This window comes from Kitasatospora sp. HUAS MG31, assembly GCF_040571325.1.
Classification (GTDB): Bacteria; Actinomycetota; Actinomycetes; order Streptomycetales; family Streptomycetaceae; genus Kitasatospora; species Kitasatospora camelliae.
Genome location: NZ_CP159872.1, coordinates 3330333 through 3355978, shown reverse-complemented (window position 1 = coordinate 3355978; position 25646 = coordinate 3330333). Strand labels below are relative to the sequence as shown.

Sequence of the window (25646 nt, the reverse complement as noted above, 5' to 3'; positions counted from 1 at the left end):
CTCAACCCGGACCGAAGCATTCGGGCCCGGACTTGTGGGGGATGCGCGGGGTCATCGGTTCGGCGCGGTTCAAACTCGCAGGTCGGTCCAGTTCGCTGCGCGGTCTGTAAATCTGTCGCGCAAGCTACGCAGGTTCGAACCCTGCACCAGCCACAGGATGTAAGGAAGGCCCCGACCTCACGGTCGGGGCCTTCTGCTTTCCCCGCACCCGGGCAGGTCGGTCCCGGCAGGGTCGGTCCGGGCAGGTCAGTCCGGGTGGGACTGGCGGGGGAGCGCCAGGTTCACGGTGTCGGCGAACTCGCGGACCGCGCTGGTGCGGCTCACCACCCGGCCGCAGTGCACCACCAGCCGGCTGTGGCCGCCGGACAGCGCCCCGGCCAGGCTCTCCCCGCGCACGGCGAGCAGCTCCGCCGGGAACCCCGCGTCCACCCGGACCGGTGGCAGGTCCAGCAGTGTCCGCGCCTGGTTGGCCACCGCGTCGTACGCCGCGTCCACACCGAGCGTGCCGGTGCTCGCGAGCAGGTACGCCGCCTCCAGCGGGTCGGCCCGGCCGACCGGGTTCGCCGGGTCCTTCAGGGCGCCGCCACCGGCCGCGAACGGCACCCGGAACTCGTTCAACTCCCGCACCAGGGAAGGCTGCAGACCGATCGGCGGACTTTCCAGACCGGTGCAGCCGCCGTTCTGCGGCAGGCACACCACCCGCATCCCGGACGAGGCCAGCACGGCGGCGCCGCCGGGCGCCAGCGCACTGCACGGCCCGAGCGTCACCCGCGGCCGAAGCGGCGCCAACACAGCAACCAGGCTGGCCAGTTGAGCGGGGTCGGCGGCGTCGGTGTGCAGGTCCACCGGGCAGTCGGCGTCGCGGGCCGCCTCCACCAGCACCTGGACGTAGCCCACCGGATCGGGATCGAGGTCCGGGCAGCCGCCGGCCGCGGTGGCCCCCAGCTTGAGCGCGTCCCGCAGCTGCGCCCGCCCCTCGGCGCCCGCCCGGCCGGTGAGCAGCCGGGGCATCGCCACCGCCTGCAGTTCGGCCAGCCCGCGCAGCGCCTGCCGGGCGGTGAGCACCGCCTCCAGCCGGCGCAGGCCGTGCGCCTCGCCGATCCGGACGTGGGTGCGCTGGGCGGTGGCGCCGTACCCGAGGGAGGTGAGCGCGGCCTCGGTGACCCGGCGGACCAGGTCGCCGGGGTGGTCCGACGGCGGGGACGGGAGCACGGCGGTGAAGGCGGCGTCGTAGTGGGCGTGCGGCTCGGCGGGAGCGGGGAGCAGCAGGTAGCCGGCGAGGTCGATCCGGGCACCGGTGGTGACGGTGGGCTGACCGGGGAGGGCGGGCAGCGGGCCCAGGCTGCCGACCGTGCCCACGGCCTGGATGCGGTCCCCGCTGATCCGGACGTCCACCACACGGCCGTCGGCCAACCGGGCGCCGGTGAGCAGGAGGACGGGCCCGTGCCCGAGCGGGTTGGCGGACGGACCCGAGGGCGGCTCCGGCGGCTCCCCGGCGGATGTGCTGTCGGCGCCCATGCGGCCTCCTCGCCCTCCTCGCCCTGCCCGTCCGGGGTCCGGCCGTGCCCGACCCGCCCCGCAAGATCACAAGATCACTGGCGATCGAGCCTAGGACCGCGAGGGGCGTCTGACGGGGAGGCGGGCAATAGTCGTATCGCGTCGGGCCGCGGCCGGGCGTGGCCGTGTCGAACGGACGTGCCGGAAGGGTGCGTCCGTACGGCCCCGCCGACCTGCGGTCTTCCACGCCGGATACGGATTTCACCTCTGGCCGGGAACCGTGTAATCTCTTCCTCGTTCGCCCCTATAGCTCAGTCGGTAGAGCGTCTCCATGGTAAGGAGAAGGTCTGCGGTTCGATTCCGCATGGGGGCTCTGGTGAACGGCCCCTCGCTCCGGTGAGGCGCTGATCATCAAAGCGGTGTAGCTCAGTTGGTAGAGCAAGCGGCTCATAATCGCTGTGTCACCGGTTCAAGTCCGGTCACCGCTACCCCGCGTAGTCGATCGGGGGTTCTGCTCCCGATCGGCTACTCTTGTCTGTGTTCTTATTCATTGTCCAAGGAAGGCACTCCCGTGGCTGCCACCGACGTCCGCCCGAAGATCACGCTGGCCTGCGTGGAGTGCAAGGAGCGGAACTACATCACCAAGAAGAACCGGCGCAACGACCCGGACCGTCTTGAGATGAAGAAGCACTGCCCGCGCTGCAACGCCCACACGGCGCACCGCGAGACCCGCTGACTTTGCCTCGACTCCAGGCCGCACCCCACTTCGGGGCGCGGCCTGGAGTCTTTTGCGTGTGACGGACCATCAAGAGGAGTTGCCCATGGCGCTCGACCCCTCCTTCATCGGGCGGACCTACCCGCCCACCGAGCCCTACGAGGTCGGCCGGGAGAAGATCCGCGAGTTCGCCGTCGCCGTCGGCGACGCCAACCCGGCGTACACCGACCGGGAGGCGGCCAAGGCGCTCGGCTACCCGGACGTCATCGCCCCGCCGACCTTCCCGTTCGTGATCACGTACGGCGCGGCCGCGCAGGTGGTGAACGACCCGGACCTCGGGCTGGACTACTCGCGCGTGGTGCACGGCGACCAGAAGTTCGCCTACACCCGTCCGGTGCGGGCCGGCGACCGGCTGGCGGTCACCGTGAGCATCGACGCGATCAAGTCGCTGGCGGGCAACGACGTGCTGACCGTTCGCGGTGAGGTGCACGACGAGACCGGCGAGCACGTGGTGACCGCGGTCATGACCCTGGTCGCCCGGGCGGCCGACGAGGCGGGGGAGTAGCGGCCATGGCGATCAGCTTCGACGAGGTCGAGGTCGGCACCGAGCTGCCGGCCCAGTCGTTCCCGGTGACCCGCGCCACCCTGGTGCAGTACGCCGGCGCCTCGGGTGACTTCAACCCGATCCACTGGAACGAGAAGTTCGCGCTGGAGGTCGGCCTGCCCGACGTCATCGCGCACGGCATGTTCACCATGGCCGAGGCCGTCCGGGTGGTCACCGACTGGGTCGGCGACCCGGGCGCGGTGGTCGAGTACGGCGTGCGGTTCACCCGGCCGGTGCCGGTGCCGAACGACGGCGTGGGCGCGGTGATCGAGGTCACCGGGAAGGTGGCGGCGCTGCTGGAGGACCGCAAGGTCCGGGTCGACCTGGTGGCGACCAGCGGCGGGCAGAAGGTGCTGGGCATGTCGCGGGCGGTCGTCCGGCTGGGCTGATCCCGGCGATGTCGCCTCGGGGCGCGGGAGAGCCGCGCGAGGCGGGAGGGTTCCCATGGGAGCCGCCTTCCGCCGCGCGCCGTTCCCCGCGCCTCTGCTGTTCGCCGCGGGTGGACCTGTTCTTCGCGGGTGGACCGCTTGCGAAAGTAGTGATTGGCCACTAACTTAGAAGCATGGCGAGGACGAGCATGCGGATGAGTGCCGAGGAGCGGCGCGAGAGCGTCATCCGTGCCGCGATGGTCGAGTTCGCCCGCGCCGGCTACCGCGGGACGTCGACCGAGGCGATCGCCCGGCGGGTGGGCGTCTCGCAGCCGTACCTGTTCCGGCTCTTCCCGAGCAAGCAGGCGATCTTCGAGGCGGCGTGCGTGCGCTGCATCGAGGACACCTGGCGGGCGTTCGACGAGGCCTCCGAGGGTCTCGACGGGGAGGCGGTCCACGAGGCGATGTCCCGGGCCTACTTCGACCTCATCGAGGATCGCGAGCGGGTCATGATGCAGATGCAGATGTACGTCTCGGTGTTCGCCGCCGAGAACGGCGGGGAGTCGGAGATCGGCGAGGTCGCCCGGGCCGCCTGGTCCGAGCTGTTCGACCGGATCAGGGTGCGGCTGGGCGGGGACATGGCGGTGGCCACCCAGTTCATGTCGTACGGAATGCTGATCAACACACTGGTGGCGCTGGGGTATCCGAGGGATCATCGGATCTGGTCGGGCTTCGAGCCGCCCAAGGCGCTCGGCATGCCCGATGCGCCCGAGGTGCCCGGAGGATCCGGGGAACTCGGGCCGTCGGGGGAGTCGGACGCGTCGAACTAGCGCGCCGCGCGGTGCACTACCGCGCGGCCTTCTTCGGCCCGCGAAAGTTATTGATCAATAACTACCTTATGGGAGTGGGGGACATCATGAGCGAGAACCAAGGACTCGGCCGCACCGGCGTCCGCACGTTGGTGATCACCAGCGTGGCCGGCTTCATGGCGAGCCTGGACAACCTGGTCGTCACCACCGCGCTGCCCGCCATCCGCGAGGAGCTCGGCGGCGGCCTGTCCGACCTGGAGTGGACGGTCAGCGCCTACACCCTGACCTTCGCCGTGCTGCTGATGCTCGGCGCGGCCCTGGGTGACCGGTTCGGCCGCCGCCGGCTCTTCCTGACCGGCCTGGGGATCTTCACCCTCGGCTCCGCCGCGGCCGCCCTCGCCCCGGACATCGGGTCGCTGATCGCCGCCCGCGCGGTCCAGGGCGCCGGCGCCGCGGTGATGATGCCGATCACCCTGACCCTGCTCACCGTTGCCGTCCCCGCCGCCAAGCGCGGCCTGGCCTTCGGCATCTGGGGCGGCGTCAACGGCCTGGCCATCGCCACCGGCCCGCTGATCGGCGGCAGCCTGACCGAGCACCTCTCCTGGCAGTGGATCTTCTGGCTGAACGTTCCGGTCGGCCTGATCCTGCTGCCCTTCGCCCGGTACGCGCTCCGCGAGAGCCGCGGCGCCCGCCCGCGCCTCGACCTCCCGGGCACGGCCCTGGTCAGTGCCGGCCTGTTGGGGCTGGTCCTCGGCCTGATCCGCGGCAACCCGGACGGCTGGACCAGCCCGACCGTGCTGACCTCCCTGGTCCTCGGCGTCCTCCTGCTGATCGCCTTCGTGGGGTACGAGCTGAGGGTGGCCCCCCAGCCGATGCTGCCGATGCGGCTGTTCCGCAGCCGGGCCTTCTCGGCGGTGAACGCGGCGAGCCTGCTGATGTTCCTCGGCATGTTCGGCTCGATCTTCCTGATCAGCCAGTACCTGCAGAACATCGGCGGCTACAACCCGCAGGAGGCCGGCGTCCGGATGCTGCCCTGGACCGCGATGCCGCTGATCGTCGCCCCGATCGCGGGCATGCTCTCGGACCGGATCGGCGGCCGCCCGATCGTGGTCACCGGCCTCACCCTGCAGGCCCTCGGTCTGGTGATGTTCGCCGCCATCGCGGCCAACACCTCGGCGTACAGCGCCCAGATCCCCACCCTGGTGGTCTGCGGCATCGGGATGTCCCTCTACTTCGCACCCACCGCCAATCTGGTGATGGCCAGTGTCCGCCCCGAGGAGCAGGGCATCGCCTCCGGCGCCAACAACGCCCTTCGGGAGGTCGGCGGAGCCCTCGGCGTGGCCGTGCTCTCGGCCGTCTTCTCCGCCCAGGGCGGGTACGGCTCCGCGGACCTGTTCACCGACGGCCTGGTGCCCGCGCTGTACGTCGGCGCCGCGGCGGTCGGAGCCGCGGCGGTGGCCGCCGCACTGATCCCCCGACGGCGCCGGAGCGGCACCGCCGGAACGGACACCGAGGCCGTTGCCACCGCGACTACCAGCAGCCGGGAGACGGTGGACGGGCCGCGCAAGCAGGCGGCCGGCAGCCGCTGAGCGCGCGGCCGAGCGCACCGCCGAGCGCAGGACAGCGCAGCAGAGGCAGAGCACGGCACAGCAGCAGAGCACCCGCGCACCCGTCGTCACCGCCAGGCCCGACACCACCTCACCGGCAGGCGCACCCTGCCCGAGAAGGGACCCGAGATGCTTCCCCTCCCCTGGACCCCCGGCCCCGCCGCCCCGCGCCACCCCGCCGAGGTCACCGTGATGGCCTCCGAACTCCGCCTGCGCCGGCTGCGCGACGTCCCGCGCTTCCTCACCGCTTCGATGGCCATCCTCCGGCAGACGCGGAAGGCGCCCGGGGCGGTCGGCGTCACCCTCCGCGCCGCCCCGCTGAAGCGCACCTTCTGGACGCTCTCCGCGTGGGAGAGCCGGGAGGCGATCAACGCCTTCGTCCGGGCCGAACCGCACCGCTCGCTGATGGTCGGCCTCCGCCCGGCCATGGCCGGCTCGGTGTTCACCTTCTGGCAGGCCGCCGGCGGACCGCCGCCCACCTGGGCCGAGGCCGACCGCCGGATCGAGGACCAGCGCAGGAAGGAGACCCGGGCCGGCACCGGACGACCGGACGCGGCATGAGCGCCGGGCGCGAGCACGCGCCGGTGCCGCCGCCCGGGGTGATCCGCCCGGCCGACGGGACGGGCCTCACGGTAACCGGCCGCGGGGCCCGTCCCCATGCCGTCCCCGTGCCGTCCCCCGGCCGTCCCGATGCCGTCCCCGGGATCGGACCGGCCGCGACAGCCCCGCCGGACCGGCCGCGGCGGGGTGGAGGAGCGGCCCGGGGGAGCCCGCCCCGTACGCTGGAGGGCGTGCTCGAAGAACTGGATGCCCCGCTCGCCCCGCTGACCACGCTCCGGCTCGGCGGCCCGGCCCGCCGGCTGGTCACCGCGACCACGGACGCCGAGGTCGTCGACGTCGTCCGCACGGCCGACGAGGCGGGCGAACCGCTGCTGGTGATCGGCGGCGGCTCCAACCTGGTGATCGGGGACGGCGGCTTCGACGGCACCGTCTTGCGGGTCGCCACCCGCGGCTTCGCGTTGGACGGCACACGGCTGGAGCTGGCCGCCGGCGAGGTCTGGGCCGAGGCCGTCGCCCGGACCGTGGACGCCGGCCTCGCGGGCGTCGAGTTCCTCGCGGGCATCCCCGGCTCGGCCGGCGCCACCCCCGTGCAGAACGTCGGCGCGTACGGCCAGGAGGTCGCCGAGACCATCACCGAGGTGGTCGCCTACGACCGGCTGCTCAAGGAGACCGTCACCCTCGCCGGGCCCGACTGCTCCTTCTCCTATCGGCACAGCCGCTTCAAGGCCGACCCCGACCGGTACGTCGTGCTTAGGGTCCGCTTCGGGCTCGCGGACGCCGGCGGACAGTCCTCCCCGGTGAAGTACGCCGAGGTGGCCCGGACGCTCGGCGTCGAGGCCGGCGAGCGGGTCGACCTGAGGACGGCGCACGAGACCGTGCTGCGGCTCCGGGCCGGCAAGGGCATGGTGCTGGACCCGGCGGACCACGACACCTGGTCGGCGGGGTCCTTCTTCACCAACCCGATCCTGGCGGACCGTCAGTGGGGCGCGTTCATGGACCGGTTGGGCGACCTTCGGGCGCCCGCGTACCCGGCGGGGGAGGGCTTCACCAAGACCTCGGCGGCCTGGCTGATCGACAACGCCGGCTTCAAGAAGGGCCACGGCAGCGGGCCGGCCACGCTGTCCACCAAGCACACCCTGGCCCTGACCAACCGCGGGGCGGCGACCACCGAGGACCTGCTGGCGCTGGCGCGGGAGGTCCGCGACGGGGTCCGCGCGGTGTTCGGGGTGGAGCTGGTGAACGAGCCGGTGATGGTCGGCGTCAGCCTCTAGCCACCCCGGGCGGGGGAAGTCCGCGCGGCCGGCGGGGCAGGCGGGGAAGGCGGCCCAGGCCGGGCGGCCGGGGTCACCCCTCCGCCAGCCAGGCGTCGATGTCGGCGAGGAGCTCCTTGCGGACCGTCTCCGGGGCGCGCGAGGCGCGGACGGACTGGCGGGCCAGCTCGGCGAGCTCGGCGTCGGAGAACGCGTGCACCTCCCGGGCGATGGCGTACTGCTCCGCCAGCCGCGAGCCGAACAGCAGCGGGTCGTCCGCACCCAGCGCCAGCGGCACGCCCGCGTCGAACAGCCGCCGCAGCGGCACCTTCTCCTGCCGGTCGTAGACGCCCAGCGCCACGTTGGAGGCGGGGCACACCTCGCAGGTGACCTGCCGGTCGGCCAGCCGCTGGAGCAGCCGGTCGTCCTCCGCGGCCCGGACGCCGTGGCCGATCCGGCCCGCGCCGAGGTCGTCCAGGCAGTCCCGGACCGACTCGGGGCCGGACAGCTCCCCGCCGTGCGGGGCCGCCAGCAGGCCGCCGGCCCGGGCGATCTCGAACGCCCGGTCGAAGTCCCGGGCCAGGCCGCGCCGTTCGTCGTTGGAGAGGCCGAACCCGACCACCCCCTGGTCCGCGTACCGGACCGCCAGACGGGCCAGCGTGCGGGCGTCCATCGGGGACTTCATCCGGTTCGCGGCGACCAGCACCCGGATCCCCACCCCGGTGGCCTCCTCGGCCTCCCGCGCGGCGTCCAGGACCAGCTCCAGCGTCGGCGTGAGGCCGCCGAGCCGTGGCGCGTACGAGGTCGGGTCGACCTGGATCTCCAGCCAGCGGGAGCCGTCCCGCCGCTCGTCCTCGGCGGTCTCGCGGACCAGGCGCCGGATGTCGGCCTCGTCCCGCAGGCAGGAGCGCGCGGTGTCGTACAGCCGTTGGAAGCGGAACCAGCCGCGCTCGTCGGTGGCCCGCAGCTTCGGGGGCTCGCCCGAGCTCAGGGCCTCGGGCAGGCGGACGCCGTGCTTGTCGGCCAGTTCGAGCAGCGTCGACGGGCGCATCGAACCGGTGAAGTGCAGGTGCAGGTGGGCCTTCGGGAGGCTCCGGACATCACGCAGGCGATCCATCCACGAATCCTGCCGCATCCCGGCCCCCGAACGGAACCGCCCCCGTCATCTCCCCCGAAGGGGTGACGGGGGCGGCCCGGCACGCGGAGGCGTCAGTCGCGGGCCTCGGCCAGCAGCTTCTGCACCCGGCTGATGCCCTCGACCAGGTCGGCGTCGCCCAGCGCGTACGACAGCCGCAGGTAGCCCGGGGTACCGAAGGCCTCACCGGGGACGACCGCGACCTCGGCCTCGTCCAGGATCAGCGCGGCCAGCTCGGCGGAGGTCTGCGGCCGCTTGCCGCGGATCTCCTTGCCCAGCAGCGGCTTGACCGACGGGTACACGTAGAAGGCGCCCTCCGGCTCGGGGCACAGCACGCCGTCGATCTCGTTGAGCATCGTCACGATGGTCTTCCGGCGGCGGTCGAACGCGGTCTTCATCTCGTCCACGGCCGACAGGTCGCCCGCGACGGCGGCGATGGCCGCGCGCTGCGCCACGTTGGAGACGTTGGAGGTGGCGTGCGACTGCAGGTTGGCCGCGGCGCTCACCACGTCCTTCGGGCCGATCATCCAGCCCACCCGCCAGCCGGTCATGGCGTAGGTCTTGGCCACGCCGTTGACCACGACGCACTTGTCGGCCAGCTCGGGCAGCAGGGCCGGCAGCGAGGTGAAGGTCGCGTCGCCGTACACCAGGTGCTCGTAGATCTCGTCGGTGAGCACCCACAGGCCGTGCTCCAGCGCCCAGCGGCCGATCGCCTCGGCCTCGGCCTCGGTGTACACCGCGCCGGTCGGGTTGGACGGGGAGACGAACAGCACCACCTTGGTGTTCTCGGTGCGGGCGGCCTCCAGCTGCTCCACCGAGACCTTGTAGCCGGTGGTCTCGTCCGAGACCACCTCGACCGGGGTGCCGCCGGCCAGCTTCACGGCCTCCGGGTAGGTGGTCCAGTACGGCGCCGGGATGATCACCTCGTCGCCCGGGTCGAGGATCGCGGCGAAGGCGTTGTAGATCGCCTGCTTGCCGCCGTTGGTGACCAGCACCTGGGAGGCGTCCACCTGGTAGCCGGAGTCGCGGAGCGTCTTGGTGACGATGGCGGCCTTGAGCTCGGGCAGGCCGCCCGCCGGGGTGTAGCGGTGGTTGGCCGGGTCCTGGCAGGCGGCGACCGCGGCGTCGACGATGTACCCGGGCGTCGGGAAGTCCGGCTCGCCCGCACCGAAGCCGATGACGGGACGGCCGGCCGCCTTGAGGGCCTTGGCCTTGGCGTCCACGGCGAGGGTGGCGGACTCGGCGATGGCGCCGACCCGGGCGGAGACCCGGCGGTCGGCGGGGCGGGCGTGGGCGGGGGTGGGTGCGCTCATGCCTGCATCGTCCCAGAACCGGGGGGTGCCGGGCACGGAGGTTCCAGCATGCGTACCGGCCGTCCCACGATGCGTACCTGCGGACCTGCCGTGAACGAGGTTCGACCAAACGACGAAGAACCCGTACACTCACTGGTCGTCGGCCTTCGACAAGCGGCTCCACCCAAACGCGTACACCACGCGGCGGCCCGGATGCTGTAGGTTGGGGGCCACCCGGGGCCGCGAGGCACCGTAGGGCACTAGCTCAATTGGTAGAGCACCGGTCTCCAAAACCGGCGGTTGGGGGTTCGAGTCCCTCGTGCCCTGCTGCTTTTTCCGTTCCGAGCCCGTTCGCTCCACAGAGCGAGCGGGCTTGATGCGGAGAGGGCCCCACCAGCACTGCTTTCGCCGGATCGCCCGCGCCACACCGGTGCGGACCTCGGCAGGACCCGGATTCAGGTGAGGACGAGTGACGGAGACCACGGGCTCCACCGCAACGCCTGAGAGCGGCAACCCCGACGGCGCCGACGCGGCGGCTGTGACCGAGGACGGCAAGCTCTCCCGTCGGGACCGCAAGCGCGGCGGCAAGCGGGGCAAGAAGGGCCTGTTCGCCCGGATCGCCCTCTTCTACCGGCAGATCATCGCCGAGCTCCGCAAGGTCGTCTGGCCCACCCGCGGCGAGCTGCTGCAGTACACCAGCGTCGTCGTCATCTTCGTCGTGGTGCTGATGCTCCTGGTGTTCGGCCTCGACTACGCCTTCGGCAAGCTGAGCTTCCAGATCTTCGGCTGACCAGGCCAGACGGCCGATCCGGCCCCCCAGCACCACCCGACCCGGACCGGGCCGTGACCAAGCGGCCCGCCTCCGGGTCTTTTGTTCTCCGCGGTACCCCGCAGTGCCCCGCACCCCGACCGGACCGCCGCCGACTCCCCGGCACCGGGCTGTCGGCGCCGTTCGGCCCGGGCCACTACCGTTGACTCGGTACTGTTGAGGTATCCGTTCCACATCCCAGGAAAGAAGCAGCGACCGTGTCTGAGTCCCCCCTGTACGACGCCGACGAGACCGTCCGTGAGGCGGATGTCGCGGCCGAGGCTGCTGACGCCGAGGCTGCGGAGCAGATCCTCGACGCCGCGGACGCCGGCGTGGACGAGGTCGAGGCTGCGGACGAGGCCGAGGCGGGCGAGCCGGCCGAGGTCGCCGCGCTGCACGAGCTGACCGAGGGCGAGGAGGCCGCCGACGTCGAGGCCGAGGAGGCCGCCGAGGTCGAGGGCGAGGAGGCCGCCGAGGTCGAGGCCGAGGTTGAGGCCGAGGTCGAGAGTGACCCGGTCGCCGAGTTCCGCGAGCAGCTGCGCCGCGCGCCGGGCGAGTGGTACGTCATCCACACCTACGCCGGCTACGAGAACCGGGTGAAGCAGAACCTGGAGCAGCGCGCCGTCTCGCTGAACGTCGAGGACTACATCTTCGAGTCGGCCGTGCCGCAGGAGGAGGTCGTCCAGATCAAGAACGGCGACCGCAAGACCATCCGCCAGAACAAGCTGCCCGGCTACGTCCTGGTCCGCATGGACCTCACCCCGGAGTCCTGGGGCGTAGTCCGCAACACCCCGGGTGTCACCGGCTTCGTCGGCAACGCGTACGACCCGTACCCGCTGACCCTGGACGAGGTCGTCAAGATGCTCGCCCCGGACGTCGAGCGCGCCGCGGCCAAGGAGGCCGGCAAGGCCTCGCCGGTCCGCCCGGTCGAGGTCCAGGTGCTCGACTTCGAGGTCGGCGACTCGGTCACCGTCACCGACGGTCCGTTCGCCACCCTCCAGGCGACCATCAACGAGATCAACCCGGACTCGAAGAAGGTCAAGGGCCTGGTCGAGATCTTCGGCCGCGAGACCCCGGTCGAGCTGTCGTTCGACCAGATCACCAAGAACTGATCCAGATCCTCGGATTCGGGGCGGGGCCGAGGCCCCGCCCCGAATCCGTTTTGGTCCAGGAGCCCCTCAGCGGTTAGCCTGGTCCGATGTGTGTGCTGGCGGCCAGGCCGCAGCCCGACAGCAGGTCGCGTCCCGGCTGAGCACGCACCAGCAATCACCTCTCGGAAGGACCCGGAGAGACATGCCTCCCAAGAAGAAGAAGGTCACGGGGCTTATCAAGCTCCAGATCAACGCCGGCGCGGCCAACCCGGCGCCGCCGGTCGGCCCCGCGCTGGGCCAGCACGGCGTCAACATCATGGAGTTCTGCAAGGCCTACAACGCGGCCACCGAGTCGCAGCGCGGCATGATCGTGCCGGTGGAGATCACGGTCTACGAGGACCGTACCTTCACCTTCATCACGAAGACGCCGCCGGCCGCGCGCCTCATCCTGAAGGCCGCCGGTATCGACAAGGGCTCCGCCGAGCCGCACAAGACCAAGGTCGCCAAGCTGACCTCGGCCCAGGTGCGCGAGATCGCGACGGTGAAGATGCCCGACCTGAACGCCAACGACCTGGACGCCGCGGAGAAGATCATCGCCGGCACCGCCCGGTCGATGGGCATCACCGTCGAGGGCTGACAAGCCCCTTCCCGTCCACCGTGGTAGGGCCGGCGCGGCCCGTACACACCACGAACTCCTCCCTCCTCGCCCGCTGAACGTGCAGGAGGGGCCCATCATTCAGGAGCAGCAGTGAAGCGCAGCAAGGCCCTCACGGCCGCGGACGCCAAGGTCGACCGCAGCCGCATCTACGCCCCGCTCGAGGCCATCCGCCTCGCCAAGGCGACCTCCGTCACCAAGTTCGACGGCACCGTCGAGGTGGCCATGCGTCTGGGTGTCGACCCGCGCAAGGCCGACCAGATGGTCCGCAGCACCGTGATCCTCCCGCACGGCACCGGCAAGACCGCTCGGGTCCTGGTCTTCGCGACCGGTGACCGTGCCGAGGCCGCACGTGCTGCCGGCGCCGACATCGTCGGCTCCGACGAGCTGATCGACGAGGTCGCCAAGGGTCGCCTGGACTTCGACGCCGTCGTCGCCACCCCGGACCTCATGGGCAAGGTCGGCCGCCTCGGCCGCGTGCTCGGTCCCCGTGGCCTGATGCCGAACCCGAAGACCGGCACCGTCACCCCCGATGTCGCCAAGGCTGTCAACGACATCAAGGGCGGCAAGATCGAGTTCCGCGTCGACAAGCACTCGAACCTGCACCTGATCATCGGCAAGGCCTCCTTCTCCGATGAGCAGCTGGTCGAGAACTACGCCGCCGCGCTCGACGAGGTCCTCCGGGCCAAGCCGGCCGCCGCCAAGGGCCGCTACATCAAGAAGATCGCGTTCTCGACCACCATGGGCCCCGGCGTCCAGGTGGACCCGAACCGCACCCGCAACCTCCTCGTCGAGGAGGACCCGGCCGCGGTCTGATCGCACCAGGTCTGAGCGACGGGCCCGCACCCCCGAACGGGGGCGCGGGCCCGTCCGCGTTTCCCGCGCGATATCCCGGTGCGAACAGATGATCTTGTGGACTAGAGTCCGCTCGCGTTCTGCAGTGATCGAGAGGAATCGCGTGCGTACTCTGCACACCCTGTCCGCGGCCGCCGTCTCCGTGGTGCTCACCCTGGGCCTGGCGGCCTGCTCCGGCGGCGGACCGGACGGCCCGCCGGCCGCGCCGACGGCGGCCGGCTCCGGCTCCGCCCCGGCCGCCAGCCCCTCGGCCCCGCCGGCCCCGAACCCGGCCGAGGTGCTGAAGGGCTCCGCGGCCGTCATGGCCAAGGCCGGCTCGGCGAAGTTCACCGTCGAGGGCGGGCTGGAGACCGGCAGCGGGGTGATGGTCTGGCAGGCCCCGCAGGCCCTGCAGTTCGACAGCCGCTCGGGCGCGCCCGAGGGCCGGTACCGGGTGGTCGACGGCGCGACCTACCTCGGCGTCAAGGAGTCCGAGAAGGCCGCCTTCAAGGGCCGGGGCTGGCTGAAGTTCGACCAGAAGGCGGCCGACGACAAGGTGCCGGGCGCGGGGGACGGCATCCTGGTCGGCGGCCGCTTCCTGGCCCGCAACCCGGTGGCGGAGCTGACCGCCGCGGCCGAGGGCGGGCAGCCCGCCCTGGTCGGCCCCGATCCGGTGGACGGCGCCCCGGCCGTGCACTACCGGGCCGCCCTGGAGGTGGCCGCGCTGCTGAACGCCCAGCCCGAGCTCACCGCCGACCTCCGCGGCCGGGTGCTGACCGACCTGGGCAAGGACGGCACCGGTGTGGTCCTCGACTTCTGGATCAACGACAAGGGCGAGCTGCTCCGACTCAAGGAGACCCGCCCGGCCGCGGCGGTCGGCTCGCCGTCCGGCCGTCCCACCACCTTCACCTACACCGGGCTCGGCGCGGGCGGCGTCGAGGCCCCGGCGGCCTCGGACGTCACCGACATGGCCAAGCTGCTGGGCGGCTGACCGGCGGGGATGAACGGCCGTTAACCCCTGGGGCGGGGGTGGCGGGACGACAGGCTAGAGTCCGGATCCGGACGGGAAGAACGAACGGTCTGGAGGGGTCTCGTGCGTGCTCTGCGCCTCGCAACTGCCATGGCGGTGTCCGCCCTGCTCGTCGGCGGCCTGACGGCCTGCAGCGGCTCGCACGGGTCCGGGGCGGCTCCGGCCGCCTCGGACGGTGCCACCACCGCCGCGCCCGGCACCTCCGCCGGCGCGTCCGGCACCCCCGCGCCGGCCCCCGCCGACGCCTCCGCCCAGGCCGCCCAGCAGCCGGCCGTCGACCCCAAGGTGGCGCTGGCCGGCGCCGCCGAGGTGATGGCCAAGGCGGGCAGCGCCAAGATGACCCTGACCGTCCAGTCGGAGAGCCGCCCCGGCGCCTTCGTCTGGAAGTCCCCGCAGGCCATCGAGGTCGCCACGGTGGACGACGGCGCCGAGTTCAAGGCCGTGCTCAGCGACGGCACCCTGTACATGGGCCTGTCCGCCGAGCGCGCCGAGAGCATGGACGGCAAGAAGTGGCTCAAGGTGGACGCGGGCTCCAGCGACGGCGGCTCCTTCGCCAGCGTCCAGCAGATGCTCAACCCCGAGCTGCAGCTGGGCCTGCACGCCAAGGCCGGCAAGCTGACCCGGGTCGGCGCCGAGAAGATCGACGGCGTGGACACCGTCCACTACCAGAGCGGCCTCGCCGTGGACGCCCTGGTGAACGGGATGGCCGGCCTCCCGGCGGACGCCAAGCCCCTGGTCGTCGATCAGCTCCGGCGCGGCGGTGACACCGTGGTCTCCGACTTCTGGATCAACGCCAAGGGCGAGCTGCTCCAGCTGCGGCACAGCACCATCGGCCTGTCCTCCAACACGCCGGTCACCGTCCGGTACACCGAGCTCGGCGGCGTCCAGTCGGTGCCCGCGCCGCCGAAGAACGAGGTCTTCGACCTCGCCTCGCTGATCAAGGGCTGAGCCCGCGGCGGCGCCGGCCGCCTTGGTGGGCGGACGGGCCGGGGGGTCCGGACGTGGCATGGTGGGGGAGCGAGTGACGGTGGCGGGAGGGGCGGGCATGGCGGTACGGCGGACGGCGGCGGCGCTGCTGGCCTGCCTGGTGCTGGCCGGGGCCGCGGCCTGCGGCGGGTCCGGGGACGGTGCGGGCTCCGCCCCGAGCAGTCCGGTCGCCAGCTCGGCGCGGCCGACCCCCACCGACCGCTCCCCGCACGGCGTCCTGCTGGCCGCCCAGCTGGTCGCGCACGACGCCCGGCGGGCCAAGGTCCGCGGCCGGCTCGGCGCCGACACCGTCCGGGGCCTGGTGTTCTGGGCCCCCAAGACCGTGCTCCAGCTGCGGCGCGAGGGCTCCGACCAGCAGCTGATCGTCCTCGACACCTCGGCCTACCTCGGCGGCGACCAGGCCACCGCCGACCGTCTCGGCGGCCGGCACTGGGAGAAGTTCGGCGGCGGCAAGGAGATCCCGTACGCCGCGCTGGCCGACCGGCTCAACCCGCTGGTGGCGCTGACCGCCGCGGCCGCCGCCGAGGCGCCCGAGCTGGTCGGCGAGGAGCAGCTGGAGGAGGTCACCACCCGGCACTACCGGGTCACGGTGCCGGCCGCCCTCTACGCCGAGGCCCAGACCCAGCTGACCGGCGCCCGCCGCCAGGCCCTGCAGGAGGCCCTGGGCGGCGGACAGGTCACCCTCGACCTCTGGCTGAACGACCGGGACCAGCTGGTCCAGCTCCGCCGCACCGCCCGGGTCGAGGACACCCTGGAGTACGCCGACTTCGGCGGCCCGCTCTCGGTCCAGGCTCCGGCCGAGGCCGACACCGCCGACGCGGTCGGCCGCGGCCTGCCGCCCCAGCCGCTGGGCTGACCCGGGGCCCGGCGCAGCCGATTTTGCGCTGCCCCGCTCGTCGAGTACGGTGGTGTCTGCCGAAGACCGCTGGTCATCGCCATGCGCCCGCGAGGGTGCAGGCATCGAAGGATCTGCGCATTGCGCAGACGGCCCGCGCAGGAGTGTTTGGAGCTTTGACCTCCAGCCCGTTCACGGGCTGTCGAGGTCTTTCTGGCCCCGTGCGACTGCGCACCGGGGCTTTTCTCTTGTGCAAGGGCTTCCTTCCGGCCGGTGGTTCGCGGCGTTGAATGGTCGACTCGTCAAAAAGGTCGGCCCGACTTCGACATCACGGAAGGAGGCGTAAGCCTATGGCAAGGCCCGACAAGGCTGCTGCCGTCGCCGAGATCACGGACAAGTTCCGTGGCTCCTCCGCGGCGCTGCTGACCGAGTACCGCGGTCTCTCGGTGAAGCAGGTCAAGAACCTGCGTCGCTCGCTGGGTCAGAACGCCGAGTACGCCGTGGTGAAGAACACGCTGACCAAGATTGCGGCCAATGAGGCCGGGATCACCGAGCTCGACGACCTGTTCGCGGGTCCGACGGCTGTCGCCTTCGTCACCGGTGACCCGGTGGAGTCGGCGAAGGCTCTGCGTGACTTCGCCAAGGAGAACCCCGCTCTCATCATCAAGGGCGGTGTCCTCGACGGTAAGGCGCTGTCCGGCGATGAGATCAAGAAGCTCGCGGACCTCGAGTCCCGCGAGGTGCTGCTCTCCAAGCTGGCCGGTGCCATGAAGGGCAAGCAGTCGCAGGCTGCCGCGCTCTTCCAGGCCCTGCCGTCGAAGCTCGTCCGCACGGTGGACGCGCTCCGCGACAAGGTGCAGCAGGGCGGTGCCGGTACGCCGGCTCCCGCCGAGGACGCGGAGTAATCACTCCCGCCCTCTAGCGGGCCCGTAGTACGCCCGCCAATCCGTACATCCGGCACCACCTGCCGATTGAGTGGAAGGACGCCAATCATGGCGAAGCTGACCCAGGACGAGCTGCTCGCGCAGTTCGAGGAGATGACCCTCATCGAGCTCTCCGAGTTCGTGAAGGCCTTCGAGGAGAAGTTCGACGTCACCGCTGCCGCCCCGGCCGCCGCCGTCGTCATGGCCGGTCCGGCCGGTGGCGCCGAGGCCGTTGAGGAGCAGGACGAGTTCGACGTCATCCTCGAGGGTGCCGGCGACAAGAAGATCCAGGTCATCAAGGAGGTGCGCGCCCTGACCTCCCTCGGCCTGAAGGAGGCCAAGGACCTCGTCGACACCGCCGGTGCGAAGGTTCTGGAGAAGGTCAACAAGGAGGCCGCCGAGAAGGCGAAGGCCGCCCTTGAGGGCGCTGGCGCCAAGGTCACCGTCAAGTGACTTCGTGCCCCCTCTGAGGGGGCACACGGGCCGGGCCGGCCACCCTTCGGGGTGGCCGGCCCGGCCTTTTCGCGTACCGGCCGGGCCGCCGCGCGCTCCGCCACTGTCGGTGCGGGCCGGTAGGGTGATCGCTGTCGTGGGGGCCGCCGCCCGAGCAGGGCCGCTGTAACGCCGGGGCGGCCCCGAGCGATGGGTGGTGCGAGGTCCACACCCTGGTGGGGGCCTTGACGAACCGCATCCGGCGCGCGATTCTCATGGCGCGTGCCGAACGCCGAGCCGGGCCGGGCCCAGCCCGAGCGGCCCTTGATGCATATTCAGGGGCCGTGCTGGGAACCTTCCCTGTGACTCGACGTGAAGTGCGGTGGCCCGGGAGCACCCGGGCCGTCGGCTGTACTGGGAGGAGCGTCCGATTCGGTCTCCGAATCTGGGCTTGTCAGCAGTGTGCCTTTTGGCTACACTGTCCCTTTGCGCTGCCTGTTAGCTGCTCCGTGACTCGTCGCCCGGGGTGTGCACGGTCCTGACCTGGGAATCCCTTCCCTCGTGCAGGCTCTGCCGGTATGCGCGTAGTGAGCTCCGAGCCCTCGGAAGGACCCCCCTCTTGGCCGCGCCGCGCAACGCCTCGAACAATTCCGCCGCATCCACCGCCCCGCTCCGCGTCTCGTTCGCGAAGATCAAGGAGCCCCTCGAGGTCCCGAACCTCCTGGCCCTGCAGACCGAGAGCTTTGACTGGCTGCTCGGCAACGCGGCCTGGAAGTCCCGGGTCGAGGCGGCCTTGGACAACGGTCAGGACGTCCCCACCAAGTCCGGTCTGGAGGAGATCTTCGAAGAGATCTCCCCGATCGAGGACTTCAGCGGGTCGATGTCGCTGACCTTCCGCGACCACCGTTTCGAGCCGCCGAAGAATTCCATCGACGAGTGCAAGGACCGCGACTTCACCTACGCGGCCCCGCTCTTCGTCACGGCCGAGTTCACCAACAACGAGACCGGTGAGATCAAGTCCCAGACGGTCTTCATGGGCGACTTCCCGCTCATGACGAACAAGGGCACGTTCATCATCAACGGCACCGAGCGTGTCGTCGTGTCTCAGCTGGTGCGCTCCCCCGGCGTCTACTTCGACTCCACCCTGGACAAGGTGTCCGACAAGGACATCTACTCCTGCAAGGTCATCCCCTCCCGCGGTGCGTGGCTGGAGATGGAGATCGACAAGCGCGACATGGTCGGTGTCCGCATCGACCGCAAGCGCAAGCAGTCGGTCACCGTCCTGCTCAAGGCGCTCGGCTGGACCAACGAGATGATTCTCGAGGAGTTCGGCGAGTACGAGTCGATGCGCGCCACCCTGGAGAAGGACCACACCCAGGGTCAGGACGACGCCCTCCTCGACATCTACCGCAAGCTGCGCCCGGGCGAGCCGCCGACGCGTGAGGCCGCGCAGACGCTGCTGGAGAACCTGTACTTCAACCCGAAGCGCTACGACCTCGCCAAGGTCGGCCGCTACAAGGTGAACCGCAAGCTGGGCAACGCCGAGTCCCTGGACTCCGGCGTGCTCACCGAGCCGGACATCATCGGTGCGATCAAGTACCTGGTGAAGCTGCACGCCGGCGAGGTCGAGTGGCGCGACGAGGACGGTCGCGACATCGTCATCGAGGTCGACGACATCGACCACTTCGGCAACCGCCGCCTGCGCAACGTCGGCGAGCTGATCCAGAACCAGGTCCGTACGGGTCTCGCCCGTATGGAGCGCGTCGTGCGCGAGCGCATGACCACCCAGGACGTCGAGGCGATCACGCCGCAGACCCTGATCAACATCCGGCCGGTCGTCGCCTCCATCAAGGAGTTCTTCGGCACCAGCCAGCTGTCGCAGTTCATGGACCAGACGAACCCGCTGTCGGGCCTGACCCACAAGCGCCGTCTGTCCGCGCTCGGCCCCGGTGGTCTGTCCCGTGAGCGGGCCGGCTTCGAGGTCCGTGACGTGCACCCCTCGCACTACGGCCGCATGTGCCCCATCGAGACCCCCGAAGGCCCGAACATCGGTCTGATCGGCTCGCTGGCCTCGTACGGCCGGGTCAACGCGTTCGGCTTCATCGAGACGCCGTACCGCAAGGTCGTCGACGGTGTGGTCACCGAGCAGGTGGACTACCTCACCGCCGACGAGGAGGACCGTTACGTCATCGCGCAGGCCAACGCCCCGCTGACGAACGAGCTGACCTTCGCCGAGCCGCGCGTCCTGGTCCGCCGCCGTGGCGGCGAGATCGACTACATCCCGGGCACCGAGATCGACTACATGGACGTCTCGCCGCGCCAGATGGTGTCGGTCGCGACCGCCATGATCCCGTTCCTCGAGCACGACGACGCCAACCGCGCGCTCATGGGCTCGAACATGATGCGCCAGGCGGTGCCGCTGCTGAAGAGCGAGGCCCCGCTGGTCGGCACCGGCATGGAGTACCGCTGCGCCGTCGACGCCGGCGACGTCATCACCGCCGAGAAGGCCGGTGTGGTGCAGGAGGTCTCCGCCGACTACGTCACCGTGGCCAACGACGACGGCACGTACACCACGTACCGCGCCGCCAAGTTCACCCGCTCCAACCAGGGCACCTCCTTCAACCAGAAGGTGCTCGTGGACGAGGGCGCCCGCGTCGAGGCCGGTCAGGTGCTGGCCGACGGCCCGTGCACCGACGAGGGCGAGATGGCGCTCGGCAAGAACCTCCTCGTGGCGTTCATGTCGTGGGAGGGCCACAACTACGAGGACGCGATCATCCTGTCGCAGCGCCTCGTCCAGGACGACGTCCTCTCCTCGATCCACATCGAGGAGCACGAGGTCGACGCCCGTGACACCAAGCTGGGCCCCGAGGAGATCACCCGGGACATCCCGAACGTCTCCGAGGAGGTCCTCGCCGACCTCGACGAGCGCGGCATCATCCGGATCGGCGCCGACGTCGTCACCGGCGACATCCTGGTCGGCAAGGTCACGCCCAAGGGTGAGACCGAGCTGACCCCGGAGGAGCGCCTGCTCCGCGCGATCTTCGGCGAGAAGGCCCGTGAGGTCCGCGACACCTCGCTGAAGGTGCCGCACGGTGAGTCCGGCAAGGTCATCGGCGTCCGCGTCTTCGACCGCGAAGAGGGCGACGAGCTGCCCCCGGGCGTCAACCAGCTGGTCCGCGTCTACGTGGCCCAGAAGCGCAAGATCACCAATGGTGACAAGCTCGCCGGCCGCCACGGCAACAAGGGTGTCATCTCGAAGATCCTGCCGGTCGAGGACATGCCGTTCCTGGAGGACGGCACCCCGGTCGACATCATCCTCAACCCGCTGGGTGTCCCGTCCCGCATGAACCCGGGACAGGTCCTGGAGATCCACCTCGGCTGGCTCGCGAAGCAGGGCTGGGACGTCTCCGGCCTCGCCGACGAGTGGGCCCAGCGCCTCCAGGTGATCGGCGCCGACCAGGTCCAGGGCGGCACCAACCTCGCCACCCCGGTCTTCGACGGTGCCCGCGAGGACGAGATCACCGGCATGCTGGACAACACCACGCTCACCCGTGACGGTGAGCGCCTGGTGAACTCCACCGGCAAGGCCCGGCTGTTCGACGGCCGCTCCGGCGAGCCGTTCCCGATGCCGGTCTCGGTCGGCTACATGTACATCCTCAAGCTGCACCACCTGGTCGACGACAAGCTGCACGCCCGTTCGACCGGCCCGTACTCGATGATCACCCAGCAGCCGCTCGGTGGTAAGGCGCAGTTCGGTGGTCAGCGCTTCGGTGAGATGGAGGTGTGGGCCCTTGAGGCGTACGGCGCCGCTTACGCGCTGCAGGAGCTCCTCACCATCAAGTCCGACGACGTCCTCGGCCGTGTGAAGGTCTACGAGGCCATCGTCAAGGGCGAGAACATCCCCGAGCCCGGCATTCCCGAGTCCTTCAAGGTCCTCATCAAGGAAATGCAGTCGCTCTGCCTCAACGTGGAGGTGCTGTCCTCGGACGGCCAGTCCATCGAGATGCGGGACTCCGACGAAGACGTGTTCCGCGCTGCCGAGGAGCTCGGCATTGACCTGTCCCGGCGCGAGCCGAGCAGCGTCGAAGAGGTCTGACGGAGGTGGGGCCGGCTGCCCCGCGTGAGCAGCCGGCCCGCCCCCAGGCCCCCCTCAGACCACAGACAAACTCTCGAATCACGAAAGAGGGCTTGACGACCAGTGCTTGACGTCAACTTCTTCGACGAGCTCCGCATCGGCCTGGCCACGGCCGACGACATCCGCCAGTGGTCGCACGGCGAGGTCAAGAAGCCGGAGACGATCAACTACCGCACGCTGAAGCCGGAAAAGGACGGCCTTTTCTGCGAGAAGATCTTCGGTCCCACCCGGGACTGGGAGTGCTACTGCGGTAAGTACAAGCGCGTCCGCTTCAAGGGCATCATCTGCGAGCGCTGCGGCGTCGAGGTCACTCGCGCCAAGGTCCGCCGCGAGCGGATGGGCCACATCGAGCTGGCCGCCCCGGTGACCCACATCTGGTACTTCAAGGGTGTGCCGTCCCGCCTGGGCTACCTGCTCGACCTGGCGCCGAAGGACCTCGAGAAGGTCATCTACTTCGCCGCCTACATGATCACCTGGGTGGACGACGAGCGTCGCCAGCGCGACCTCCCGTCCCTGGAGGCGCACATCTCGGTCGAGCGCCAGCAGATCGAGAACCGCCGCGACGCCGACCTCGAGGCCCGCGCCAAGAAGGCCGAGACCGACCTGGCCGAGCTGGAGGCCGAGGGCGCCAAGGCCGACGTGCGCCGCAAGGTGCGCGAGGGCGCCGAGCGCGAGATGAAGCAGCTCCGCGACCGCACCCAGCGCGAGATCGACCGCCTGGACGAGGTCTGGGCCCGCTTCAAGAACCTCAAGGTCCAGGACCTGGAGGGCGACGAGCTCCTCTACCGCGAGCTGCGTGACCGCTTCGGCACGTACTTCTCGGGCTCGATGGGCGCCGCGGCCCTCAAGGACCGCCTGGAGACCTTCGACCTCGCCGAGGAGGCCGAGCGCCTCCGCGAGATCATCCGGACCGGCAAGGGCCAGAAGAAGACCCGTGCGCTCAAGCGCCTCAAGGTCGTCTCCGCCTTCCTGCAGACCAGCAACAAGCCGCAGGGCATGGTGCTGGACTGCGTCCCGGTGATCCCGCCGGACCTGCGTCCGATGGTGCAGCTGGACGGTGGCCGCTTCGCGACCTCCGACCTGAACGACCTGTACCGCCGCGTCATCAACCGCAACAACCGCCTGAAGCGCCTCCTCGACCTCGGTGCGCCCGAGATCATCGTGAACAACGAGAAGCGCATGCTCCAGGAGGCCGTGGACGCGCTCTTCGACAACGGCCGCCGCGGCCGCCCGGTCACGGGCCCCGGCAACCGTCCGCTGAAGTCGCTGTCCGACATGCTCAAGGGCAAGCAGGGTCGTTTCCGTCAGAACCTGCTCGGCAAGCGCGTCGACTACTCGGCCCGTTCGGTCATCGTCGTCGGCCCGCAGCTGAAGCTGCACCAGTGCGGTCTGCCCAAGGCCATGGCACTGGAGCTCTTCAAGCCGTTCGTGATGAAGCGCCTGGTCGACCTGAACCACGCGCAGAACATCAAGTCGGCCAAGCGCATGGTCGAGCGCGCCCGTCCGGTGGTGTGGGACGTCCTCGAAGAGGTCATCGCCGAGCACCCGGTCCTGCTGAACCGTGCGCCCACCCTGCACCGCCTCGGCATCCAGGCCTTCGAGCCGCAGCTGGTCGAGGGCAAGGCCATCCAGATCCACCCGCTCGTCTGCACCGCGTTCAACGCGGACTTCGACGGTGACCAGATGGCCGTCCACCTGCCGCTCTCCGCGGAGGCGCAGGCCGAGGCCCGCATCCTGATGCTGTCCTCGAACAACATCCTGAAGCCGGCCGACGGTCGCCCCGTCACCATGCCGACCCAGGACATGGTGCTCGGTCTGTTCTTCCTCACCTCGGACCGCGAGGAGGTGAAGGGCGGTGGCCGCTCCTTCTCCTCCACCGCCGAGGCGATCATGGCCTTCGACGCCCGCGAGCTGGACGTCCAGGCCCCGATCGACCTGCGGATGCCCGCCGGCACGGTCCCGCCGCGGGGCTGGACGGCGCCGCTGGACGAGGACGGTCAGCCGACCTGGTTCGAGGGTGAGCCCTTCCGCATCACCACCACCCTGGGCCGCGCGCTCTTCAACGAGCTGCTGCCCGAGGACTACCCGTTCGTCGACTACGAGGTCGGCAAGAAGCAGCTGTCGGCCATCGTCAACGACCTGGCCGAGCGCTACCCCAAGGTCGTCGTCGCCGCGGCGCTCGACAACCTGAAGGCGGCCGGCTTCCACTGGTCGACCCGTTCCGGTGTCACCGTCTCGATCTCGGACGTCATCGTCCCGCCGAGCAAGCCCGCCATCCTGGAGGGCTACGAGGCGCAGGCGGAGAAGGTCCAGAAGCAGTACGAGCGCGGTCTGATCACCGACAACGAGCGCAAGTCGGAGCTGGTGGGCATCTGGACCCGCGCGACCAACGAGGTCGCCGAGGCCATGGCCGCGAACTTCCCGAAGACGAACCCCATCTTCATGATGGTCGACTCGGGTGCTCGTGGAAACATGATGCAGATGCGCCAGATCGCCGGTATGCGTGGTCTGGTGTCGAACGCGAAGAACGAGACCATCGCGCGGCCCATCAAGGCCTCGTTCCGTGAGGGTCTCTCCGTGCTGGAGTACTTCATCTCCACCCACGGTGCCCGTAAGGGTCTCGCCGACACCGCCCTCCGTACCGCCGACTCCGGTTACCTCACCCGTCGTCTGGTCGACGTCTCCCAGGACGTCATCATCCGCGAGGAGGACTGCGGCACCGAGCGCGGCCTCAAGCTGGCCATCGGCCAGGTGGGCGAGGACGGCGTCCTGCGCAAGACGGACGACGTCGAGACCAGCGTCTACGCCCGCATGCTCGCCGAGGACATCACGGTGGACGGCAAGCTGCTGGCCACCGCGAACACCGACCTCGGTGACGTGCTGATCGACGAGCTGATCCGCCACAACATCAGCGAGGTCAAGACCCGCTCGATCCTGACCTGTGAGTCCGCGGTCGGCACCTGCGCCATGTGCTACGGCCGTTCGCTGGCCACCGGCAAGCTGGTCGACATCGGTGAGGCGGTCGGCATCATCGCCGCCCAGTCCATCGGTGAGCCCGGTACCCAGCTGACCATGCGTACCTTCCACACCGGTGGTGTGGCCGGTGACGACATCACCCAGGGTCTGCCGCGTGTCGTCGAGCTCTTCGAGGCCCGTACCCCCAAGGGTGTGGCCCCGATCTCGGAGGCCGCCGGTCGGGTCCGGGTCGAGGACACCGAGAAGACCCGCAAGATCGTCGTGACCCCGGACGACGGCAGCGACGAGATCGCCTACCCGGTCTCCAAGCGCGTCAAGCTCCTGGTGAGCGAGGGTGAGGCGGTCGAGGTCGGCCAGAAGCTGACCGTCGGTGCGACCAACCCGCACGACGTCCTGCGCATCATGGGCCAGCGTGCCGTCCAGGTCCACCTGGTCGCCGAGGTCCAGAAGGTCTACAACTCGCAGGGTGTGTCGATCCACGACAAGCACATCGAGATCATCATCCGGCAGATGCTCCGCCGCGTGACGATCATCGAGTCGGGCGACGCCGAGCTGCTCCCGGGCGAGCTCGTCGAGCGCGGCCGCTTCGAGACCGAGAACCGCCGCGTGGTGTCCGAGGGCGGTCACCCCGCCTCCGGCCGTCCGCAGCTGATGGGTATCACCAAGGCCTCGCTGGCCACCGAGTCCTGGCTGTCGGCCGCCTCCTTCCAGGAGACGACCCGGGTCCTCACCGACGCGGCGATCCACGCCAAGTCGGACCCGCTGCTGGGCCTCAAGGAGAACGTCATCCTCGGTAAGCTCATCCCGGCCGGTACGGGTCTGCCCCGCTACCGCAACATCCGGGTCGAGCCGACCGAGGAGGCCAAGGCCGCGATGTACTCGGCCGTCGGCTACGACGACTACGACCTGTCGCCCTTCGGCGCCGGCTCCGGCCAGGCGGTCCCGCTGGACGACTACGACTACGGCCCGTACACCGGCTGAGAGTCAGTCACCTGATCGCAGGGCGGTCACCCCTCACGGGGTGGCCGCCCTGCGGCGTTGTCGGCCCTGTCCTCCCCCGTGCGGGGGAGGACACGGGACCGCTCGGTCGGGGGATCCGAGG

The 25646-nt window shown here is 70.6% G+C and carries 21 protein-coding genes and 3 tRNA genes; 21 read left to right on the top strand and 3 right to left on the bottom strand.

Going from position 1 to position 25646, the window contains the following annotated elements; genetic code table 11:
- Positions 1-246 precede the first annotated feature (246 nt).
- Positions 247-1518 (bottom strand): hydrolase, encoded by a 1272-nt coding sequence (locus ABWK59_RS15000; RefSeq protein ID WP_354641077.1) that lies wholly within the window; start codon positions 1516-1518, stop codon positions 247-249.
- A 279-nt stretch (positions 1519-1797) separates the two neighbouring features.
- On the opposite strand from ABWK59_RS15000, the gene ABWK59_RS14995 reads away from it, so the two are divergent.
- From ABWK59_RS14995 to ABWK59_RS14955, 9 genes are all read left to right on the top strand, one after another.
- A tRNA-Thr gene (locus tag ABWK59_RS14995) sits at positions 1798-1870 on the top strand.
- A gap of 42 nt (positions 1871-1912) precedes the next feature.
- Positions 1913-1985, top strand: a tRNA-Met gene (locus tag ABWK59_RS14990).
- A gap of 83 nt (positions 1986-2068) precedes the next feature.
- Positions 2069-2233, top strand: coding sequence for a 50S ribosomal protein L33 (gene rpmG / locus ABWK59_RS14985; RefSeq protein WP_004571794.1), 165 nt, complete (start codon positions 2069-2071; stop codon positions 2231-2233).
- Between the two features lie 85 nt (positions 2234-2318).
- Positions 2319-2777 (top strand): MaoC family dehydratase N-terminal domain-containing protein, encoded by a 459-nt coding sequence (locus ABWK59_RS14980; protein ID WP_354641076.1) that lies wholly within the window; start codon positions 2319-2321, stop codon positions 2775-2777.
- 5 nt (positions 2778-2782) lie between these two features.
- Positions 2783-3205 (top strand): MaoC family dehydratase, encoded by a 423-nt coding sequence (locus ABWK59_RS14975; protein ID WP_354641075.1) that lies wholly within the window; start codon positions 2783-2785, stop codon positions 3203-3205.
- 173 nt (positions 3206-3378) lie between these two features.
- Positions 3379-4014 (top strand): TetR/AcrR family transcriptional regulator, encoded by a 636-nt coding sequence (locus tag ABWK59_RS14970; RefSeq protein ID WP_354641074.1) that lies wholly within the window; start codon positions 3379-3381, stop codon positions 4012-4014.
- An 86-nt stretch (positions 4015-4100) separates the two neighbouring features.
- On the top strand, positions 4101-5582 hold the full coding sequence (locus ABWK59_RS14965) for an MFS transporter (protein WP_354641073.1): 1482 nt from the start codon (positions 4101-4103) through the stop codon (positions 5580-5582).
- A gap of 147 nt (positions 5583-5729) precedes the next feature.
- A complete protein-coding gene (locus ABWK59_RS14960; protein WP_354641072.1) occupies positions 5730-6161 on the top strand; it encodes a DUF3291 domain-containing protein in 432 nt (143 codons plus the stop codon).
- Between the two features lie 230 nt (positions 6162-6391).
- The gene (locus tag ABWK59_RS14955; RefSeq protein WP_354641071.1) at positions 6392-7432 is read left to right on the top strand and encodes a UDP-N-acetylmuramate dehydrogenase; all 1041 of its coding nucleotides are present in this window, start codon (positions 6392-6394) and stop codon (positions 7430-7432) included.
- 73 nt (positions 7433-7505) lie between these two features.
- Here the strand turns inward: ABWK59_RS14955 and ABWK59_RS14950 are convergent, their stop codons facing one another.
- Entirely contained in the window at positions 7506-8528 is a 1023-nt protein-coding gene (locus ABWK59_RS14950) for an adenosine deaminase (protein ID WP_354641070.1), read from the bottom strand.
- 92 nt (positions 8529-8620) lie between these two features.
- Positions 8621-9859 carry a pyridoxal phosphate-dependent aminotransferase gene (locus ABWK59_RS14945; protein WP_354641069.1) on the bottom strand — a complete coding sequence of 413 codons (1239 nt, stop codon included), beginning with the start codon at positions 9857-9859 and terminating at the stop codon, positions 8621-8623.
- Positions 9860-10092: 233 nt separating this feature from the next.
- Here ABWK59_RS14945 and ABWK59_RS14940 point away from each other — a divergent pair.
- From ABWK59_RS14940 to ABWK59_RS14885, 12 genes are all read left to right on the top strand, one after another.
- Positions 10093-10165 (top strand) — tRNA-Trp (locus ABWK59_RS14940).
- Positions 10166-10307: 142 nt separating this feature from the next.
- Positions 10308-10628, top strand: coding sequence for a preprotein translocase subunit SecE (gene secE, locus ABWK59_RS14935; protein WP_354641068.1), 321 nt, complete (start codon positions 10308-10310; stop codon positions 10626-10628).
- 236 nt (positions 10629-10864) lie between these two features.
- Positions 10865-11758, top strand: a complete 894-nt coding sequence (gene nusG / locus ABWK59_RS14930; RefSeq protein WP_354641067.1) for a transcription termination/antitermination protein NusG — start codon at positions 10865-10867, stop codon at positions 11756-11758.
- A 181-nt stretch (positions 11759-11939) separates the two neighbouring features.
- Positions 11940-12374, top strand: coding sequence for a 50S ribosomal protein L11 (gene rplK / locus ABWK59_RS14925; protein ID WP_354641066.1), 435 nt, complete (start codon positions 11940-11942; stop codon positions 12372-12374).
- A 111-nt stretch (positions 12375-12485) separates the two neighbouring features.
- Positions 12486-13208 carry a 50S ribosomal protein L1 gene (rplA, locus tag ABWK59_RS14920; protein ID WP_354641065.1) on the top strand — a complete coding sequence of 241 codons (723 nt, stop codon included), beginning with the start codon at positions 12486-12488 and terminating at the stop codon, positions 13206-13208.
- Positions 13209-13350: 142 nt separating this feature from the next.
- Positions 13351-14217 carry a hypothetical protein gene (locus tag ABWK59_RS14915; protein WP_354641064.1) on the top strand — a complete coding sequence of 289 codons (867 nt, stop codon included), beginning with the start codon at positions 13351-13353 and terminating at the stop codon, positions 14215-14217.
- A gap of 102 nt (positions 14218-14319) precedes the next feature.
- Positions 14320-15204, top strand: coding sequence for a hypothetical protein (locus ABWK59_RS14910; protein WP_354641063.1), 885 nt, complete (start codon positions 14320-14322; stop codon positions 15202-15204).
- 97 nt (positions 15205-15301) lie between these two features.
- Entirely contained in the window at positions 15302-16099 is a 798-nt protein-coding gene (locus ABWK59_RS14905) for a hypothetical protein (RefSeq protein WP_354641062.1), read from the top strand.
- Between the two features lie 329 nt (positions 16100-16428).
- Positions 16429-16983 carry a 50S ribosomal protein L10 gene (gene rplJ / locus ABWK59_RS14900; protein WP_354641061.1) on the top strand — a complete coding sequence of 185 codons (555 nt, stop codon included), beginning with the start codon at positions 16429-16431 and terminating at the stop codon, positions 16981-16983.
- Between the two features lie 87 nt (positions 16984-17070).
- A complete protein-coding gene (rplL, locus tag ABWK59_RS14895; RefSeq protein WP_354641060.1) occupies positions 17071-17454 on the top strand; it encodes a 50S ribosomal protein L7/L12 in 384 nt (127 codons plus the stop codon).
- A gap of 598 nt (positions 17455-18052) precedes the next feature.
- Complete coding sequence (gene rpoB / locus ABWK59_RS14890) at positions 18053-21529, top strand: DNA-directed RNA polymerase subunit beta (protein ID WP_354641059.1); 3477 nt, start codon at positions 18053-18055, stop codon at positions 21527-21529.
- Between the two features lie 102 nt (positions 21530-21631).
- A complete protein-coding gene (locus tag ABWK59_RS14885; protein WP_354641058.1) occupies positions 21632-25525 on the top strand; it encodes a DNA-directed RNA polymerase subunit beta' in 3894 nt (1297 codons plus the stop codon).
- Positions 25526-25646: the final 121 nt, after the last annotated feature.

Bases quoted from the DNA above. Each gene is read 5' to 3' on its own strand.
- ABWK59_RS14945 (WP_354641069.1), bottom strand. From the start codon at position 9,859: ATGAGCGCACCCACCCCCGCCCACGCCCGCCCCGCCGACCGCCGGGTC.
- ABWK59_RS14980 (WP_354641076.1), top strand. From the start codon at position 2,319: ATGGCGCTCGACCCCTCCTTCATCGGGCGGACCTACCCGCCCACCGAG.
- ABWK59_RS15000 (WP_354641077.1), bottom strand. From the start codon at position 1,518: ATGGGCGCCGACAGCACATCCGCCGGGGAGCCGCCGGAGCCGCCCTCG.
- ABWK59_RS14975 (WP_354641075.1), top strand. From the start codon at position 2,783: ATGGCGATCAGCTTCGACGAGGTCGAGGTCGGCACCGAGCTGCCGGCC.
- rplL (WP_354641060.1), top strand. From the start codon at position 17,071: ATGGCGAAGCTGACCCAGGACGAGCTGCTCGCGCAGTTCGAGGAGATG.
- ABWK59_RS14905 (WP_354641062.1), top strand. From the start codon at position 15,302: ATGGCGGTACGGCGGACGGCGGCGGCGCTGCTGGCCTGCCTGGTGCTG.
- ABWK59_RS14950 (WP_354641070.1), bottom strand. From the start codon at position 8,528: ATGGATCGCCTGCGTGATGTCCGGAGCCTCCCGAAGGCCCACCTGCAC.
- rplJ (WP_354641061.1), top strand. From the start codon at position 16,429: ATGGCAAGGCCCGACAAGGCTGCTGCCGTCGCCGAGATCACGGACAAG.
- rplK (WP_354641066.1), top strand. From the start codon at position 11,940: ATGCCTCCCAAGAAGAAGAAGGTCACGGGGCTTATCAAGCTCCAGATC.
- ABWK59_RS14960 (WP_354641072.1), top strand. From the start codon at position 5,730: ATGCTTCCCCTCCCCTGGACCCCCGGCCCCGCCGCCCCGCGCCACCCC.
- ABWK59_RS14970 (WP_354641074.1), top strand. From the start codon at position 3,379: ATGGCGAGGACGAGCATGCGGATGAGTGCCGAGGAGCGGCGCGAGAGC.
- ABWK59_RS14965 (WP_354641073.1), top strand. From the start codon at position 4,101: ATGAGCGAGAACCAAGGACTCGGCCGCACCGGCGTCCGCACGTTGGTG.